At 44.9% G+C, this 17461-nt stretch carries 18 protein-coding genes and 1 pseudogene; 13 read left to right on the forward strand and 6 right to left on the reverse strand.

Features of this window, described 5'->3' with window-relative positions; all coding sequences use genetic code 11:
- From COV52_10080 to COV52_10090, 3 genes are all read left to right on the forward strand, one after another.
- The coding region (locus COV52_10080) for a hypothetical protein (GenBank protein ID PIR10045.1) at nucleotides 1–243 on the forward strand (243 nt) is incomplete at its 5' end.
- A gap of 192 nt (nucleotides 244–435) precedes the next feature.
- On the forward strand, nucleotides 436–1176 hold the full coding sequence (locus COV52_10085; protein ID PIR10046.1) for a 5'-methylthioadenosine/S-adenosylhomocysteine nucleosidase: 741 nt from the start codon (nucleotides 436–438) through the stop codon (nucleotides 1174–1176).
- Between the two features lie 208 nt (nucleotides 1177–1384).
- The gene (locus COV52_10090) at nucleotides 1385–1840 is read left to right on the forward strand and encodes a hypothetical protein (GenBank protein ID PIR10047.1); all 456 of its coding nucleotides are present in this window, start codon (nucleotides 1385–1387) and stop codon (nucleotides 1838–1840) included.
- Between the two features lie 341 nt (nucleotides 1841–2181).
- Here the strand turns inward: COV52_10090 and COV52_10095 are convergent, their stop codons facing one another.
- Nucleotides 2182–3351: a histidine decarboxylase gene (locus COV52_10095; GenBank protein ID PIR10048.1), complete on the reverse strand. Its 1170-nt coding sequence runs from the start codon at nucleotides 3349–3351 to the stop codon at nucleotides 2182–2184.
- 82 nt (nucleotides 3352–3433) lie between these two features.
- Nucleotides 3434–4146: pseudogene (locus COV52_10100) on the reverse strand (hypothetical protein).
- 592 nt (nucleotides 4147–4738) lie between these two features.
- Here COV52_10100 and COV52_10105 point away from each other — a divergent pair.
- A complete protein-coding gene (locus COV52_10105) occupies nucleotides 4739–5737 on the forward strand; it encodes a hypothetical protein (GenBank protein PIR10049.1) in 999 nt (332 codons plus the stop codon).
- Between the two features lie 13 nt (nucleotides 5738–5750).
- Complete coding sequence (locus COV52_10110) at nucleotides 5751–6386, forward strand: amino acid transporter (protein ID PIR10050.1); 636 nt, start codon at nucleotides 5751–5753, stop codon at nucleotides 6384–6386.
- Between the two features lie 76 nt (nucleotides 6387–6462).
- Here the strand turns inward: COV52_10110 and COV52_10115 are convergent, their stop codons facing one another.
- Both COV52_10115 and COV52_10120 read right to left on the reverse strand, forming a co-directional pair.
- A complete protein-coding gene (locus COV52_10115) occupies nucleotides 6463–7440 on the reverse strand; it encodes a ferredoxin (protein ID PIR10051.1) in 978 nt (325 codons plus the stop codon).
- 6 nt (nucleotides 7441–7446) lie between these two features.
- Nucleotides 7447–7815, reverse strand: coding sequence for a group 1 truncated hemoglobin (locus COV52_10120; GenBank protein ID PIR10052.1), 369 nt, complete (start codon nucleotides 7813–7815; stop codon nucleotides 7447–7449).
- A 99-nt stretch (nucleotides 7816–7914) separates the two neighbouring features.
- Between COV52_10120 and COV52_10125 the strand changes: the two genes are divergently transcribed.
- The gene (locus COV52_10125; GenBank protein ID PIR10053.1) at nucleotides 7915–8358 is read left to right on the forward strand and encodes a BadM/Rrf2 family transcriptional regulator; all 444 of its coding nucleotides are present in this window, start codon (nucleotides 7915–7917) and stop codon (nucleotides 8356–8358) included.
- On the opposite strand, the gene COV52_10130 is transcribed toward COV52_10125, so the two are convergent.
- Entirely contained in the window at nucleotides 8342–9418 is a 1077-nt protein-coding gene (locus tag COV52_10130; protein PIR10054.1) for a hypothetical protein, read from the reverse strand. The genes COV52_10125 and COV52_10130 overlap by 17 nt on opposite strands.
- Before the next feature lie 129 nt (nucleotides 9419–9547).
- Nucleotides 9548–10579 carry a hypothetical protein gene (locus tag COV52_10135; protein ID PIR10055.1) on the reverse strand — a complete coding sequence of 344 codons (1032 nt, stop codon included), beginning with the start codon at nucleotides 10577–10579 and terminating at the stop codon, nucleotides 9548–9550.
- A 197-nt stretch (nucleotides 10580–10776) separates the two neighbouring features.
- Between COV52_10135 and cyoA the strand changes: the two genes are divergently transcribed.
- From cyoA to COV52_10170, 7 genes are read left to right on the forward strand one after another with little or no spacing between them, the layout of a single operon-like run.
- The gene (cyoA, locus tag COV52_10140; GenBank protein PIR10056.1) at nucleotides 10777–11676 is read left to right on the forward strand and encodes a ubiquinol oxidase subunit II; all 900 of its coding nucleotides are present in this window, start codon (nucleotides 10777–10779) and stop codon (nucleotides 11674–11676) included.
- An 18-nt stretch (nucleotides 11677–11694) separates the two neighbouring features.
- Nucleotides 11695–13674, forward strand: coding sequence for a cytochrome o ubiquinol oxidase subunit I (gene cyoB / locus COV52_10145; GenBank protein ID PIR10057.1), 1980 nt, complete (start codon nucleotides 11695–11697; stop codon nucleotides 13672–13674).
- A complete protein-coding gene (gene cyoC, locus COV52_10150; protein PIR10058.1) occupies nucleotides 13674–14273 on the forward strand; it encodes a cytochrome o ubiquinol oxidase subunit III in 600 nt (199 codons plus the stop codon). The genes cyoB and cyoC overlap by 1 nt, the downstream gene beginning before the upstream one ends.
- Nucleotides 14270–14611, forward strand: coding sequence for a cytochrome o ubiquinol oxidase subunit IV (gene cyoD, locus COV52_10155; GenBank protein ID PIR10059.1), 342 nt, complete (start codon nucleotides 14270–14272; stop codon nucleotides 14609–14611). Before cyoC ends, cyoD begins: the two co-directional genes overlap by 4 nt.
- 2 nt (nucleotides 14612–14613) lie before the next feature.
- Nucleotides 14614–15462 carry a protoheme IX farnesyltransferase gene (locus tag COV52_10160; protein PIR10060.1) on the forward strand — a complete coding sequence of 283 codons (849 nt, stop codon included), beginning with the start codon at nucleotides 14614–14616 and terminating at the stop codon, nucleotides 15460–15462.
- Between the two features lie 18 nt (nucleotides 15463–15480).
- On the forward strand, nucleotides 15481–16494 hold the full coding sequence (locus tag COV52_10165; GenBank protein PIR10061.1) for a hypothetical protein: 1014 nt from the start codon (nucleotides 15481–15483) through the stop codon (nucleotides 16492–16494).
- Nucleotides 16494–17387 (forward strand): fructokinase, encoded by an 894-nt coding sequence (locus COV52_10170; GenBank protein ID PIR10062.1) that lies wholly within the window; start codon nucleotides 16494–16496, stop codon nucleotides 17385–17387. Before COV52_10165 ends, COV52_10170 begins: the two co-directional genes overlap by 1 nt.
- Nucleotides 17388–17461 lie beyond the last annotated feature (74 nt).

Below are 17461 nucleotides of genomic sequence, written 5' to 3' on the forward strand. Positions count from 1 at the left end.
ACTCCTTCCACGGCATTTTTATTTCCCCTTCAAATGCCTAAAAGTGTAACCTATGTCTCCGGTATAAAGTGTTACCTATGTCTCAAGTCGTACATTAAGAAAAGTCACCCGAAGGGTGATTTTTTTTTAGAGATTCGCAGCGTACGGTTGGATGAGAACCTCCGACAGGTTCGACAAATCTGCAGGAGCAGATTTGAACGCGAAGCGCCCCGTAGGGGCGAGCCCCAGGGATGGGGCGAGTAATCCTTCCGGGCGCGCCAAACACAAAATCCCGTTTTAATTTTCTTCAGAAATGACTTCGGGTTTAAACACCTGGCGGATACGTTACCTAGCTTCGGATGGTTTTGTGTTTCGTCCATCCTAGAATCGAAGCATCTAAAATGATAATCTCTCATTAATTAACTAGGTTAACAAGAGTATCTCAAGGACAATCACATGATCACCGGTATCATGGGCGCCATGCCCGAAGAAATCGAGCTTATCCGCGAACTAATGACAGAAACTGAGTCAGTAGAGCGGGGAAGTCGAACATACTATAAGGGCAAAATTAACGGTGCTGATGCCGTGTTGGTTTTTTCTCGCTGGGGTAAAGTTGCAGCCAGTACCACAGCCACTTCTTTAATTGCTGAATTTAAGGTCGACCGTTTAATTTTTACCGGCGTTGCCGGCGCTGCGGCGCCAGAATTAAACATTGGTGATGTAGTCATTTCAAGCGAGGCCTATCAGCATGATATGGATCCGCGACCACTTTTTCCGAAGCACGAAGTCCCATTAACGGGCATGACTTTCCTGAAAGCCTGTGAAAACTTGGTCGCAGCTGCTAAAAGCGCTTCTGAAGACTTATTGGCTCGCCCTGGAAAAGAGCTTTTAGAAAAATTAGAACACTTTAATATTAAAACTCCGCGTTGTTATTTAGGTGTGATCGCAAGCGGCGACCAATTTATTGCTGACAGCGAAAGAACAGCCGCTATTTTGCACGAGCAACCTGCCACACTGGCTGTTGAGATGGAAGGCGCAGCGGTGGCTCAAGTGTGCCATGATTACAAGATTCCGTTTGTGGTCATTAGAACCATTTCTGATCGCGCCGACCATCAGGCGCACATTGATTTTCCTGCTTTTATTGCTGGGATTGCTAGGCATTATTCCCAGAATATTATTAAGCAGATGTTTGTCTAATTGAAAAGCGATCAATGACCTTTCCTACCCCCCCCCATATTGCGTCACTGCGAAAATTATATAGATATTAGAATCTTCGGGTAATAACTAATATTAATATTATTGTACTTAACTAATTTGATTTTCTTTCGTATCTACTTAATTTATAGTTGACGATTATTTCTACGCGTGAAACAATTAGGAATAACTCGCGCAGCTGGAGATACCAATGGATAACGATAACGACTCACCTTTAAAACGCAATATTGACGCTGTATTGATGCAGGAAAAGGCTAAACGCCAGCGAACCGAGAAGAATATCGAGCGGCTAGAAGCGCAGCTAAAACACGAGCGTAGCCAGCTTGCCGTATCAGACGAGGTAATTAACAGCTTAAACTCGATTATTAATGCTTCTATCAATGGAGGGGCTACTCCTGTACAGGCCGCGCCTAAAACTAGAGAAAATCGTTTTAGGGTTACGCCAGATACCACGCTTGAGTTATTGAAAAAATACAGTAATTCAGAGGGCGCTCAGGCAAAAGAAATTATTAAGGATTACGAGAAGCAGGGCATAAAAACGTATTATAGAAACGTCATTGAACATTTTGATGCCTTGGAGTCTGAAGAGAAAATTTACCAAACAAACCCTGGCGCGCAGCGCGGCAGAAAATACAGGGCGAAATAAAACAAATTATGGAGTAAGAAAGCTACAAGCGGCGAGTGTCTTAATTCGCGCCGCTTGTAGTGGTAGTATGCTAAAGCGAGCCTTGTTGCTGCCGCCTAAGCCAAAACCGCGCGCATTGTAGCACGTCTTTGGGTTTTCTGCACGGTTCTAATTTTTACACATAAGGAGAAAAACTTATGTCAGATAATAGAGAAGGATGGCTGTTTCGCGCTTGTATACGCTGTATTTACAGTCGTATTGAGCTGGTATTAACCTTCTTCAGGTAATGAAAAGGGCCATTTTGCTGGATGTCTAGTGAAATGGCCCGACTGATTGCCGATTGAACTTAAGGAATTAATTTCTTATTTACAAATATTCCCAGTTAAATAATTAATTAACCCCCGCAAATCCCCCAATAAACTCTCCACCACCTCATCAATAAACGGTTTGCTAAAGTGTGGCATCACCACAATATGCGCCATGTGCCCATGTGTTGCTAACTGCCAGTGCTGGATCATGGCTTCAGAGGGGCGAGGAATGACCACCGTGATCGAATGATCGTTTTTCCAAGCTGACACACCGGCATCGTTGAATTTCTTCACTGCATACTGGGCATTATCAAGGCATCGCTTCACTTGTTCAGAGAAACCCGTCTTACCTTGTTGTTGAATGGCGTGCCAAAGAATCAACGGTGTAAAACCATTACGAGAACCGGTGATGGTGCTGTCTAGAATGCGCACATAAGCAATGTTCGGGATCGACTCTTCAATATAAGGAGTGCGCGTTAGCGCAATACCACAAGGCAGGGGCGAACCAATAAACTTATGTCCGCTAATAGCAATACTGTCAATGCCATCTTCAAAATTAAACGGTGGCGGGTTGTCTAAGAAAGGTAAAACCATGCCGCTGAGTGCTGCGTCGGCGTGCAAGTGATAGTCACTGATGTTGGCTTGTAATAAAGCTTCGTGAATGCGGTCTAAGTTGTCGATAGCGCCCGTCATTGTGGTGCCGATATTGACATTGATAATGGCAGGGCGGTCTGCATGGTGTTTGAGTTGCTCTACCAGGCGGTCATAATCGATTTCGCCGTGATCTTGCACGGGGATCTCTCGGTACTCCACGCGAATAAGTTTCGCGATTTTAATAATGCTGTAATGCGTTCTGGCTGAAAAGTACAAGACCGCATTCGGAAAGCGTTTTAAGGCAAGGTTTAGGCCAAATAAGTTGCCTTCTGTGCCACCGCTGGTGATATAACCGCGACAGTCTTGGCCCTTAAGTAGGCCGGCGAAAAAAGCAATCACTTCGCGCTCAAATGCGTGTGTGTTCACTTTGTAATTACTGCCGGCAAAGGGGTCGCCAACATTGTTGATCGAAAAGCTTAGGAAACGAAATAAAGATGAGTAGTCATAATCTAAATTACAAGGGTAACCGCTAAACGTTTTACTGTGTTGAATCAGTTCTTGATGTAATTTCTCAAGTTTTTGCTCTGCATCATCGCTAAGCCTAGTGTTTTTGTTCCTCATTATTTCCATCCCTGTTAACAATCATCGTGAATCTAATCGATGGGGAAGTTGATGTAAAGAGCTTGGCGATGATTAAACCACGGCTGTCCCATTAAAATTCCTGCATTAAAATAGCACTAAGGGTATTTTCACCCCAGCCAGCTTTCTTTTGCAGTCCTTTTAAGCTCATATCTTTTCGGAATTGGGATTTTGCACCTCTTAATAGGTTTAAAACGATATGCCGTATCATCGCCATATTCTCTGGGGCATGGTCTTTGCGCACTCTTGAGAGATCCTCGCCCATAGTCACATCTAAGACCAGAATCTGCCACGTTTTGGTGTAACTCATGATGAGCTGAATAGTTTCACGGCCAATGTCATTAACCAATTCATTACGCGTCAGTGTTTTTTGCAGTAACTCAATAGACTGCTGCAGTTCTTTTATTCCACGCTCAGCAAGTCGTTTTTCGTGTGTCGTATATCCTTTAATAAGATGATCTTTTAATATCTTGGTAGCCAAGTTCTAAACTGTGTCGCTTGAAGTGAATTAATACGATATCCTACTGAAATAATCACATCTAAATTGTAGTGGTCTACTTGATAGACTTTACCATCAGCAGCAGTTGTTGCAATTTTTGCAACAACTGACTTTTTGTTCAATTCCTTTGATTTAAAGATATTAGTTAAATGTCTAGAAACCGATGATTTTTCACGTCCAAAGAGATCCGATAGTTGGTTTAATGAAAGCCAGATAGTATCTTCAGATAAAGTGACATCTAACTCGACCTGCCCATCTTTTGTTTTGTAAATAATAATTTCGCTCATTCGCTGCGAGCCATGGAGAGCCGAAGGCGGAGGCGAGTAGTCCGCGATAGCCTGCGATTTTTCAGTCAGCCCGAAGGGATGTGTAAAAAATCTTTATGCAGGCGTCAAGTCACCTGAGAGCTTGTACGTAGTTTGCAAAGTAAACGTAGTGCAAGTGATGGGGACGGTCGCGGCCTATTAGGTTGTCGCGTTAAGCGCCCGCAGATTTTAGGGGTCACGATGGCCTAAAATCTTTAGCGGGCGTAGCGACTCGCTATACAAATCGCCTTTACAAAAAGCCTATTGATAATAAAGGTTCTGGCACAGATAAAAAATCAGATCAACTTTTGGCAGTCACTTTAAAATTCTTGCGTGAATTTTGCGGGATTGAGTACTCATCAGTGCTCATTCGTACGCATAATATCGTCCATCCTAGAATCGAAGCATCTAAAATGATAATCTCTCATTAATTAACTAGTTTAACAAGAGTATCTCAAGGACAACCACATGATCACCAGTATTATGGGCGCTTTCCAGAAATGCTATACAGCCAAAAAAATCACGCTATTCATTCTGTTATTTTCTCTAATCAATATTTTTCGCGAGGTTTATAATGAGTCATTTAATCAAAGAAGTTTTTATTCATTATGAAGAGGCGAGTAAAATTAGAGGATTGATGCCCTATTTAAACGATATTGATCAGGATAATGCGTTGCTTCAATCAATGCCAGTGTGTGGCGATGTTCTCCGTGAAGCGTTAAGGGAAGAAAAATTAAACTTGATTCAATCATTTAAAGAGAATGACAACGAAGCAGCGTTGTTAATTCGTGGGCTACCTTTGGATAAGACATTACCGCCAACGCCGTATCATGAAAAACTGGCTTTGCAGTCCATGCCATTGGCTGTAGCCGTTAATTTGGGTTTGTATGATTTAATCAGGATCAATCCGGTTTCTTATCGGGGTGAAAATAATGGGCGCCTATTTAGACATGTTATTCCTTCCGAAAAAGGCATGAATGAAAAAAGCTCACATGGCTCTATGTATACATTAGGCATGCATGTGGATAATTGCCATTTGCCTCTATTACCTGAGATAAATAGTAAAAGCTTATCAGCGTCACCTGAATACCTGTCTTTACTTGGCATTCGTTGTGATTTAAACGTTTCAACCAATGTGTCTATTTTGGACGACGCATTAAAATTACTGGATAGTAGTACGATTGAGCAGTTAAAAAAACCTGAGTTTACTTTAAAAATGCCGGATTCGTTCATGAGTGCTAAACAATATGAGCTGCCTATCCTGGTACAGGATGAAAACGAGGTGTATTATTGCCGCTTTGATAAAGAATATACAATACCCAAAACTAGCAGGGCACAGCAGGCGTTTGATAAGTTCGGCGAAGCATTATTATCAAAGAGGGCATTAAATCGTATTTTATTACAATCGGGTGATTTTTTAATTTTCAAAAATCAACGTGTTACCCATGCGCGTAAACGCTTTGTTCCAAGATTTGATGGTACAGATCGATGGTTATTGCGCTTATTTGGGTTGAGTAGCTTGTCTCAGATGACCCCCGTTGATAAAGAAAAGCCTTATTGTATGGTGGCGTAAGCGAATAGGAGCAATGGTGGATTACTTTTATGGTTGGCTAATGATTTTGTTTGCAAGCCTTTTGGGATCGATGATTCCCGGTATCAGTTTTGCTTTGGTGCTGAGAAACACACTGCGTTCTTCCCGTATGACCGGAGTATGGACAGCCTTTGGGTTAGCACTCGGTATGTCAATCTATGCTTTAATTGTCTTGCTCGGTTTGGCAGTGTTGATTTTGCATAATCCCATCTTGGCGAACATTATCCGTTTTGGCGGCGCCATATATCTGGCGTATATTGGCATACAGTGCTTGTTGGCAAAGCATGAACGACGTGATGCAGAAAATGGCTTACCAGCAAGCAAAATGATTAAGCATCATGCTGCTTTTCGCATGGGGTTTTTAACGAATATGTTAAACCCGAAAGTCATATTGTTTTTTTTGGCGTTGTTTACCCAGTTCATTTACCCAGGTATGCCGCTGGTAGTTCAATCCATCTATGGTGCGACTGTCGTTTTAGTGGAATTTTTTTGGTTTTCGTTTGTGGCTATTTTATTAACCCATCCTCAATTAAACCGCTATTTTCAGTCTGTTTCCTGCTGGATTGAGCGTTGTTCGGGTGTAATATTGTTACTGATTAGCTTACGATTGGTGGTTATGCACGCTCTTTGAAGGTATTGCTTAGCCAGACAAGTAGACAAAGACCACCAAAATCTCTCCGGGCGCGCCAATTTAATAGTTACGACATCTATGGTTTGGCGTAGCTGTTATCTAAAAAAGCATCGCTATAAATTAATGCGGAGGGCACGCCGGCTAAAAATGCGGTTGTTTTGAGTTTTTTAGTGGTTGCCTCTGGGCCACAAACATACACTTTTGCTCGTGGATTATTTTTTAACGTATTTAACACTACCTTATCAATAGTACTTTCTTGATGGATGCCGTCGCCGTTAAGCACACAACTTTTATAAGCCAGTTGTTTGTGTTGTTTGGCGAGCTGCTTTAGCTTTTCATCAAGATATAAATCTTCTGCGCAAACACCCCCGTGAATCAGGGTTATTTGACCTTTATGCTGCTGGCGCAATGCATCTCGCACAATAGCCAGTAATGGCGCCAAGCCGGTTCCTGTGCCAGCTAAAACCATAGGGAAACTTTCTTTGCTAGGGTTTGTGTAAAAACAATCGCCCATGGGGCCTTGCAAACAAACGTTGCACCCAGGATGAGCGGTGTTTTTTAGCCAAGCACTCATGACGCCATTGGGCATAAGTTTAATGTGCAAAGCGATATACCCATCTTCTTCTGGCACGTTAGCTATGGAGTAACTACGCCGACAGCCCTCAAAATTAATCAAGTTGAGATATTGCCCGGGTGTCCACAGTGTGGTTTCACTGACAAGTAACGCCAGGCAAATCACGTTTTTATTGAGATATTGGATTTTTTTGATCTGTGCTGGACGTGTAATATCATCAAGCCCAGGTAACGCCAATGAAATATCCTCTTTAGGTTTTGCCAGGCAAGCTAAAAAATAGTTTTTTGCAAGCAGCGTTTCTTTAAGCCCCTTTTGCCAAGATGAATCCATTTCGCCGTCTGTTAATTGCGCCAAGCAAGATTGGCAAATACCAGACTGACAACCACAAGGGTAATCCACCTGATGTCTTTTTAGGCAATCAAGCACCGTTTCATCGGTGTGATTTTCATAGCACTCATCTTGGAACGTAATGCGAAGCATAGGTAACTACCGATCCAAAACATCATCGCGTACACTATTAGCAATAGCAGCCACTTCTTTAATATCGTCCTCGTTTGCGCCGAGCTCACTTAAGGTTTTACCTAAAAGTTCGATAATGACATCCACGTGGCTATCATTTAATCCGCGTTTTAATAGGTGCTTGTGGCCTTCGCGCATATCTTTGCCGGTATAATGGTTTGGGCCACCAAATACCATCGTTAAGAAGCCTTTTTGTTTAACAATTTGCTTATCCATATCAACATCGTCAAAAAAATGACTCACGCGATCATCGCTCAAAACTTTACGGTAAAAGCTATCAACTGCTGCGTTAACACCAGCCTCGCCACCTAATCGTTCATAAAGTGATGCATTCATAGTAAACTCTCCTTAGGGTTAGTAATGACTTAAACATGTATTTCAAATGCATGTTATACTTGGGCAATAGAATTGGCAAGATAATTTGAGAATTTTTTTATGCAATTAACTCAGTTTACAGATTACGCATTACGTACATTAATCTATATCGCAACCAAACAAGAGGTCTGTACCATCACGGAAATTGCCGAAAGCTACCAAATTTCCAGGCATCATTTGGTCAAGGTCGTCCATAAATTAGGGCAATTAGGCTATTTAAAAACTATTCGTGGCAAAAGTGGTGGGCTTGAGCTTAGCAAAACCCCAAGGGAGATTAACTTGGGTGAACTCATTCAAAAAACCGAGCCCAACTTTCGCTTGGTTGAGTGCATTGATAATCCCCAGGGGACATGCTGCATTATTCCTGTTTGCAAACTAAAAAAAGTATTAGAACAGGCCAAGGCACAGTTTTTGGATAATTTGGCACAGTACACATTAGCTGACGTAACGAAAAATCAAAGCAAGCTTGCTGATAAATTAAAAATAATCAAACGGCGCTCTTAGGAAGATCTGATCTGACAGCCTCTAGACTTACGTCTTCTCTCGCATCCTCAGTATTAGAAGCCTGTTCTATTAAGCGTGCGGTATAGTCTCGACGGCAGATATTGCGTCGATACGAAGCCCAGCCATTTAATACCAGGCCCGCAAGCCCTAAAAAAGCCACGGCAAGGATAGGCAAGGTTATACCAGCAAACAGGCAGATCGCTAGGGTGTAGTTTATAATCGATTCTGTGCGCGATAATGCCCTAAAAAGCGCATCAATCATACTTTGAGCTTTTTGTGTTTTAGGGTTGTTTTGAGAAGACAAATCAGTGAGCTTTTTCAGATCGTTTTCCCACCACCGGGTATTGGTATAGGACGTGTATATCGTAATTGCCATTGTGACAAAGCTGACCACCAGCGCGGGGATTTTCGAACTAAACACAATGACGCTGCCTAGCATATTGAGAAGGCTCGCCATACTTGCACCTCTGGCAAGCCCGCGATAAATCGCGTCGATCGCCCTAGGAGCCTGGGTGTGTTTCACGCAGTCACGATGACGAACCTCATCATTGCATTGAGAGTCTGTTAATTGGGTATATAGATGACGACGATGATATGCTCGCTGGTACGAGGTCCACACGATTAAGCCAGTCGCCATGATGCCTAAAATACCCACAAGAATGGGAATGCTCACATCAGCGAGAAGGCAAATTGATAGTGCATAGCTCATCGTAGACTCAGCGCGAGCCAAGCTTCTAAAAAAGGCGTCCAGCATTTTTTGGGCTGTACGCTGTCGAGACGAACGTTTTGACTGATTGTCCGGAGCAACCTCTAAAGGCTTGTTCCACCAGCTAGTGCCGATATACGAGCTGTAAGTTGTTACAGCCATGACAAAAAGACTGGCCGACAACCACGCTGGTGTAGGCATATCAAACTCATAGAGTTGGCTCGATAATTTAAGCAAATTACCCAAGCTCGCACCGCGCGCGAAACCTCGAAATGATGCATCAAAAACTCTTGGCGCAGGCGGCCTACGTTTTTGAAGGCAGCGCGCTCGCGATTCTGTGAAAAACGAAGGCATAAGCTCCCCGCTACTATTTGATCTTATTATTGTTGTTGAGTTGCTAATGTTGGACAAACTCTAACACAACTTGAGCAGGGTAGTAAAAGCCTATTCATTGAGAACCTGGATTTAGGCAATGCGAAGTGGTCAGACTTCAAACAACAAATTGTTCGCTTGTTCTCTCGCCAGCAGTGAAGTGCGAAGCCCTGTTCGCTGTGATTTTTCCAATAATTTCACGCAGTTGACATGCACGTCTTCAAGCTTGTCGTTTAGTGTTTTGTCGGTCAGGATATTCATCATTTTTGCAGCGCACAATACACCACCGGCATTCACGACAAAATCAGGCAGATAGTGAACATGGCGATGCATCAATATACGTTCTGCCGTGTCACTCGCTATCTGATTGTTTTCAGCGCCACAGATTATCCGTGTGTTAACCGTTCTTGCAAAATACTCTGTCACTGTACCCGCCTTGGAGCAGGGGGCAAAAATATCGCTTTGCATACTTATAGCTTCGTCTGGCGTGACAATAGAAAACCCTAGCGTTTTGGATTGTGCCTCTAGTTGCTCAGCATTAATATCAAAGGCAAACACACGCGCTTTTGCATTAAGCAGCTGCTTAATTAAGTGTAGGCCGACTTTACCCACACCTTTAACAACCACTCTTTTTTCTATAAAATTAGCCTCGCCTTCGGTGTGCACAAGCGCCGCCTTCATCCCTTTAAAAATACCGGCGGCTGTATAAAACGCCGTGTCATGCTCATTTTGCTTTTGATTATTTAATCCCACTAAATAGTTTGTATGCTCACTTAAGATTTGAATGTCTTCTTGCGTGCTGCCAAAGTCTAAGGAAGTGATGTAGCGCCCACCCAGTGCATTTAAATGCGTGGCGAAGTCTTTTAAAATTTTATCGCGAATAGGCTGCGCTTCTTTCGGCATGAGTATCACGGCCTTACCACCGCCAAAAGGCAGTCCGGCGTAGGTGGACTTCATGGTCATGGCTTTGGCTAAAGCAATCGCATCCGATAGGGCGTGATCTAAATCAACATAGGTATCGCTGATGCGACAGCCTCCCAGTGCTGGTCCGCGAAGCGTATTGTCGATGGCAATGACGTAATGTGAGCCCAAAGTTTTATTATGATACACATAGAGTTGCTCAAGCTGCTCGGCGCTTAACATGGCATTCCCTTATATATTCAACAGCCTGATATCCTAACATAGTTATGGTTAAAAGCTGACCGGTTTTTGGCGATTTATTATGCGAGGAAGCTGCCACAGAAAAGTCATTGCGCAGAAAAATCAATATGGTAAAGTATCGGCGGGCCAAACTAGGCCCACAAGCTATTTGTATTGGTCACTCGAGAGATTGAAACACTGTGAAAAAACTACGTTCCTTACTATATATTGGTTGCGCAGCAGGGTTGAGCTTACTACTCAGCGCTTGTCACGCAGTGGTCCTTCAACCTAAAGGCTGGGTAGCCACTCAAGAAAAAGAATTGCTGATCGAAGCGGTTTGGCTGATGCTGATTGTGGTCGTGCCAGTGATCCTTTTAACCATTTGGATTGGTTACCGCTACCGTCGTAGCAACGAAAAAGCCAAATACACACCAAACTGGTCGCACAGTAATCTATTGGAATTTATTTGGTGGCTAATTCCTTGCATTATTATCGTCATTCTCGGCACGATGACCTGGATTTACACACACCGACTAGACCCTTACAAAGAACTCTCTCCAAGCGTTACGCAAAACAAAAAACCGATTCAAATTCAAGTCGTGGCTTTACGCTGGCGCTTTTTGTTCATTTATCCTAAAGAGCACATTGCCACGGTTAACCAGGTGATTTTCCCTGCGCACACGCCCGTGGACTTTGTGATCACTGCTGATGCACCGATGAACTCATTCCAAATTCCTGCTTTGGGCGGCCAGATTTACGCGATGAACGGCATGCAAACCAAGCTTCATTTAATTGCGAGCGAAGAGGGCAAGTACCGCGGTGGTTCTGTCAGCTTTAGTGGCGACGGCTTCTCTGGTATGCGCTTCTTTGCTTACGCGACGACGCCGGCAAAATTCCAAGCCTGGGTTAATAAAGTTCGTCGTTCAGCAAAACACTTGACGTGGAACGCTTACAATATGGACTTAGTTCCAGCCAGCCACGACACCGGCGTGATTCACTACGGTACAGTTTCAAACGGTTTATACAAACAAATCATTCAAAAGTTCATGACGCCAAATCGACATAATGTCGACACTAGCGAACTTGGCGTGCATTTATAATTAAGGTAGGTAAGTGATATGAAAGAAAGTTGGTTATTCGGACGACTCACATTAAGCGCGATTCCTTACAATGTGCCTATTTTGGTCGTGACATTCATCGTTGTGGCTATCATTGGCCTGGCTGTGTTGGGCACGATTACTTACTATCGTAAGTGGGGATATTTATGGCGTGAATGTGTCACGACAACAGACCACAAGAAAATCGGGATCATGTATATGATCGCTGCAGGCATTATGTTCCTACGTGGTTTCTCGGATGCGATCATGATGCGTCTTCAACAGGCGATTGCGTTTGGTCCTCACCACGGCTACTTGCCGCCGGAACACTACGACCAAATCTTTACCGCACACGGTGTGATCATGATTTTCTTCATGGCCATGGCTTTGGTGTTCGGTATTATCAACTTGGTGGTGCCTTTGCAAATCGGTGCGCGCGACGTGGCGTATCCTTTCCTAAACTCATTGAGTTTCTGGTTGTACGTGGTCAGCGCCGGCCTTGTCATGATGTCCCTTTTTATCGGTAACTTTGCCCGCACAGGTTGGTTGGCCTATCCGCCGCTGTCTGAGCTCGCGTATAGTCCGGGGGTTGGTGTCGACTATTACCTTTGGGCGCTGTCCATTTCGGGTGTCGGTACCTTGTTGGGCGCGATCAACATTCTGGTCACGATTGTTAAAATGCGCTGCCCAGGCATGACCTTAATGAAAATGCCTATTTTTACCTGGTCTGTACTTTGCGCGATGATCTTAACGGTCATTTCGTTCCCGATTCTAAACATCACGTTATTCTTATTGTTCTTAGATCGCTTCGCCGGCATGCATTTTTTCACGTCTGCCTTTGGCGGTAACGCGATGCTTTATATCAATATGATTTGGGCATGGGGTCACCCAGAAGTGTATATCTTGGTGTTGCCAGCCTTTGGCATTTACTCTGAAATCGTGGCAACTTTCTGCCGCAAAACGATTTTCGGTTACTCTGCAATGGTTTACGCGACGATGGCTATTGCCTTGTTGGCGTTCATCGTGTGGCTACATCACTTCTTCACTATGGGTGCCGGTGCAAACGTTAACGCCTTCTTTGGTATTGCGACCATGATTATTTCCATCCCAACGGGTGTGAAAATTTTCAACTGGTTGTTTACGATGTACCGCGGCCGAATTTATTTCGCCACACCAATGATGTGGACCATCGCCTTTTTGATCACTTTTACGATTGGCGGTATGACAGGCGTACTTATGGCTGTGCCACCGGTCGATTTCCAAGTGCATAACAGCTTGTTCTTGATTGCTCACTTCCATAACACCATCATCGGTGGCGTGGTGTTTGGTTTGTTTGCCGGTTACACTTACTGGTTTCCAAAAGCGTTTGGCTTCAAGCTCAATGAGCGCTTGGGTAAATACGCGTTTTGGTTTTGGGTCATTGGTTTCTACGTTGCCTTTATGCCGTTGTATGCCTTGGGCATGATGGGTATGACGCGCCGTTTGGAACATTATCCTGCGTCTACAGGCTGGCACCCTTACTTAGTGGTGGCTTGTATCGGTGCATTCTTGATCTTAACAGGGATCATCTTCCAAATTATCCAATTGTTTTACAGCATCAAGCACCGTGCCGAAAACCCTGCGGGCAACGACCCTTGGGATGCGCGCACGCTGGAGTGGTCAATCCCATCACCACCGCCTCACTACAACTTTGCGATAACCCCTGTGGTTGATGCGCGTGATCCGTTCTGGAAAGCCAAAGAGCATCCTCAAGCGAGTGAAAAACCGCAGTATGAAGATATCCATATGCCAAAAAGCACGAGCATGGGCTTTTGGATTGCGATGTTTGCCGGTGTGTTTGGCTTTGCCATGGTATGGAATATCATCTGGTTATGCTTTGCCTCTGCCATCATTACTTTGGCATGCATCATCATTCGCGCCTTTGATTTCAACACGGATTACTACGTGAAAGCCTCTGAGGTGGCTGAAACAGAAGCGAAACTGGCAGGAGGAGCAAAATAATGAGTACTGCAGCGGTTCATCATCACGACCACCAGCATGAAACGGATTCAAAAGTCTATTTTGGCTTTTGGGTCTATATCTTAAGCGACTGCATCTTGTTTGCTTCGCTATTCGCATGCTACGCGGTACTTCAACACAACACCTTCGGTGGCGTGGGCATTCGTCAAATCGCGAGTTTACCTTACGTTTTGGTTTCAACGTTTTTGCTCCTAACCAGTAGCTTGACCTGCGGCCTTGGCTTTTTGGCTCTGCATAATCGCAGCCGAACCGCCTTAATGACCTGGCTCGGTGTGACATTCATCTTGGGCTTGTGCTTCTTGCTCATGGAGTGGCACGAGTTTTCTTACCTTGTGCACACCGGCAATAGCTGGCAGCGCAGTGCGTTCTTGTCCGCTTTCTTTACGCTAGTCGGTGGCCACGGTGCTCACGTGTTCTTCGGCTTGATTTGGTTGGTCGTGCTCTTTATTCAGCTCGGCATGAAAGGTATTACGCCCATCATGAAGCGCCGCGTGGTGTGCTTTAGCTTGTTCTGGCACTTTTTGGATATCGTGTGGATCTTTATCTTCACCATCGTTTACTTAATGGGGGCAGTATCATGAATGACACTCAAGGTATTATCGTCACAAAAGATAAACCCGGCCGTAAAATTTTACTGTCTTATTTATTGGGTTTTTTGATTTGCGCTGTACTTTCAGTCATCTCATTTTTGATTGTTCAACATAAATTGTTGTCAACCGGTGCAACATACATTGCCTTGACAGTGTTTGTGGCGGCTCAAATGCTTACGCAAATTATTTGCTTTTTACGATTGAACTCGCGATCAGAAGAGGGCATGTGGAATTTGATGTCCTTTGTCTTTACGATTGTCGTGATTGTGATTTTAGTGGTCGGTACACTATGGATTATGTACAACCTTAACTACAACATGGTCCACTGATAGTGCGATCGCTGTCGGTCATCAAACCCGGCATCATCGTCGGCAATATCATTACGCTCTGCGGTGGCTACTTCTTAGGAAGTCGCCACCCTTTTCATTATGGCTCACTGTTTATTGCCATGCTCGGCATGGCCTTGGTGATTGCCTCAGGTTGTACGCTCAATAATATTATCGATCGCGATATTGACAGTGTGATGGAGCGCACCAAAAAACGGGTGTTAGTCACAGGGGCTTTGTCGATTCAACGAGCGTGGGTTTACACCGTCGCTTTTGCTGCCTTGGGCTTTTTGGTGTTGTACTTCGGCACCAACGGTTTAACCACCTTGGCCTCGCTTGTAGGCTTAGTGGTTTACATTGGCACGTACACACTGTGGAGCAAGCGCAAGTCGATCCACAGCACGCTAATTGGCGGTGTAGCCGGCGCAATGCCGCCTGTGGTGGGTTATTGCGCGGCAACCAATCAACTCGATAGTGGTGCGCTGATTGCCTTCTTGGTGCTGCTGGTTTGGCAAATCCCGCACTTTTACGCGATCGCCATTTTTCGCCTGGGGGATTTCTCTAAAGCTGAGCTTCCGGTCATGCCGCTTAAGCGCGGCGTCAAAGCCACCAAGCGTAGCATTTTAAGCTACATCGGCCTGTTTACCTTCGTCGCCTTGTTGCCGACGTTTCTAGGTTACACAGGGTTTCCTTATTTAATTATCGCACTTTTAGTGTGTTTGGCGTGGTTTGTGATCGCACTCAAAGGCTTTAAGGCGCAGGAACCGGAAGCTGAACGCGCTTGGGCGCGCAAAGTGTTTTTCTTTTCGATCATCGTGATCACCGTACTCAGTTTTGCCATGGCCATTAAATAACGCAAAGGGGAATAGGAGATGCAGGTTTTCTTATCACTGATATATGTATGCTTAGCAGGCGTGTTTAATGGTTCTTTTGCTCTGCCCACAAAAAAAATTCGTCACTGGCGCTTTGAAAATATCTGGCTGAATTATGCCTTTTGGGCGTTTCTTATTTTTCCGTGGCTATTCATGTTCATTGTAAGCCCAGAGTCTTACGCAGTGTATCACCACGCCAGCACCGAGGCGATTACCATTATGTTCATTGGCGGTTTGTTGTTCGGCATTGGCCAGGTATGCTTTGCCAATGCGCTGAACATGATTGGCTTAGGCCTAGGCTTTTTGATTAATATTGGTCTAGGCACAGGCTTGGGCTTTTTAATGCCGCTGATTGTACTACACCCCGAGAAAATCTTTACCACAGCTGGTTTACTCACGCTGCTTGGCACACTCTTTATTATCATCGGTTTAATTTACGCATTCTTTGCAGGCAAGTTTCGTGATCAGAAAATCCAAAAGCAGAAAGAAGCCAGTGGGCACTTTCAACTTGGTGTGTTGCTCGCGATCATCGCCGGTGTGTTCTCTGCCGGGCAAAACTTTACCTTTGCTGCCACAGCGTCTATGCAACAAGACGCCTTGGCTTCCGGTATTAACACCTTTTCTGCGGCCAATGTGATTTGGCCCGGATTTCTGCTCGCAAGCTTCTTGCCGTACGCGGTGTACATGATCATCTTACATATTCGCCATCAATCCTTTGTAAACTACAAACCTGTGCACATCATTCGTTACACGCCGCTCGCGATCATCATGGGCGTGTTTTGGTATTTTTCATTGATGATTTACAGCAAAGCCTCCTTAATGATCGGCACACTGGGGCCAGTGATCGCTTGGCCATTGTTCATGGTCATGATTATTTTAAGTGCGAATTTTTGGAGCTTTCAGTCTGGTGAGTGGCGCGAAGCAGGCAAGCGTGCGTATCATTTAAAAATTCGCGGTGTATTTTGCTTGGTGCTGGCCTTTATTATTCTTGCGATCGGTGTGGGGTGCCACTAGTGTCGCATTTTATCGGCATTGAAGCCGGCGGCACCAAGTTTGTGGTGGCGCATGGGCCAGATGGCCTTCACCTTTCGGATCGTCATGTGATCGCCACCACAACCCCTGATGAAACCATGGCGCAGGTGCTCGATTACATTAGCCAAATTCAGCGTGAGCACACAGTCAGCGCCATCGGTGCTGGCGTCTTTGGCCCGCTCGATCCTGACCCCAGCTCGCCACACTATGGCCACATCACCACCACACCCAAAAAAGCCTGGCAACAGTTTAATTTTGTGGGTTTTTTGCAGGAAGCCACGGGGTTGCCGATTGGGTTTGATACGGATGTGAATGCCGCGGCTTTAGGGGAACACCGCTGGGGTGCAGCACAAGGTCTGAGTGATTTTGTTTACATCACTGTCGGCACGGGTATTGGTGGCGGTGCTATGGTCAATGGCAAGCTTTTACACGGCGCTATGCACACGGAAATGGGGCATATGCTGATGCCGCAGGACCTTGCAAAAGATCCTTTTGAAGGCGTGTGTCCTTTTCACCATAATTGTCTCGAAGGCTTGGCTTCGGGTCCCGCGATGATGAAACGTTGGCATGTTGAATCAGCGCTAGATTTACCAGCTGACCATGTTGCCTGGGCATTGGAATCCGATTATTTAGCCGCAGCTGCGGCAAACTACACCTTTTGTTTATCGCCTAAGCGTATTATTTTCGGAGGCGGGGTCATGAACCATCCAGGCCTGATTGAAAAAATTTGCCCTAAAACCCTACAGGCTATTGCGGGTTATGTGAAAAATGCTACGGTAACGGAAGGTATTAATGATTATATCGTGTTGCCAGGTTTAGGGGATAACGCAGGGATTGCAGGTGCGATTGCTTTGGCGGAGGGTAGCCTGGGTTGAAACGATGTAATGTAGCAACCGTCTTTGCGAGGAGCGAAGCGACGTGGCAATCTCCACGTTACTTAACAAGATTG

It is taken from the genome of Gammaproteobacteria bacterium CG11_big_fil_rev_8_21_14_0_20_46_22 (genome assembly GCA_002796245.1).
Taxonomy (GTDB): Bacteria; Pseudomonadota; Gammaproteobacteria; order UBA12402; family UBA12402; genus 1-14-0-20-46-22.

What these genes read in the sequence shown, in the direction of transcription:
- COV52_10090 (PIR10047.1), top strand. Translation starts at nt 1,385, where the DNA reads ATGGATAACGATAACGACTCACCTTTAAAACGCAATATTGACGCTGTA.
- COV52_10095 (PIR10048.1), bottom strand. Translation starts at nt 3,351, where the DNA reads ATGGAAATAATGAGGAACAAAAACACTAGGCTTAGCGATGATGCAGAG.
- COV52_10085 (PIR10046.1), top strand. Translation starts at nt 436, where the DNA reads ATGATCACCGGTATCATGGGCGCCATGCCCGAAGAAATCGAGCTTATC.
- COV52_10115 (PIR10051.1), bottom strand. Translation starts at nt 7,440, where the DNA reads ATGCTTCGCATTACGTTCCAAGATGAGTGCTATGAAAATCACACCGAT.
- COV52_10110 (PIR10050.1), top strand. Translation starts at nt 5,751, where the DNA reads ATGGTGGATTACTTTTATGGTTGGCTAATGATTTTGTTTGCAAGCCTT.
- COV52_10125 (PIR10053.1), top strand. Translation starts at nt 7,915, where the DNA reads ATGCAATTAACTCAGTTTACAGATTACGCATTACGTACATTAATCTAT.
- COV52_10105 (PIR10049.1), top strand. Translation starts at nt 4,739, where the DNA reads ATGAGTCATTTAATCAAAGAAGTTTTTATTCATTATGAAGAGGCGAGT.
- cyoD (PIR10059.1), top strand. Translation starts at nt 14,270, where the DNA reads ATGAATGACACTCAAGGTATTATCGTCACAAAAGATAAACCCGGCCGT.
- COV52_10120 (PIR10052.1), bottom strand. Translation starts at nt 7,815, where the DNA reads ATGAATGCATCACTTTATGAACGATTAGGTGGCGAGGCTGGTGTTAAC.
- cyoC (PIR10058.1), top strand. Translation starts at nt 13,674, where the DNA reads ATGAGTACTGCAGCGGTTCATCATCACGACCACCAGCATGAAACGGAT.
- COV52_10130 (PIR10054.1), bottom strand. Translation starts at nt 9,418, where the DNA reads ATGCCTTCGTTTTTCACAGAATCGCGAGCGCGCTGCCTTCAAAAACGT.
- COV52_10165 (PIR10061.1), top strand. Translation starts at nt 15,481, where the DNA reads ATGCAGGTTTTCTTATCACTGATATATGTATGCTTAGCAGGCGTGTTT.
- COV52_10135 (PIR10055.1), bottom strand. Translation starts at nt 10,579, where the DNA reads ATGTTAAGCGCCGAGCAGCTTGAGCAACTCTATGTGTATCATAATAAA.
- cyoB (PIR10057.1), top strand. Translation starts at nt 11,695, where the DNA reads ATGAAAGAAAGTTGGTTATTCGGACGACTCACATTAAGCGCGATTCCT.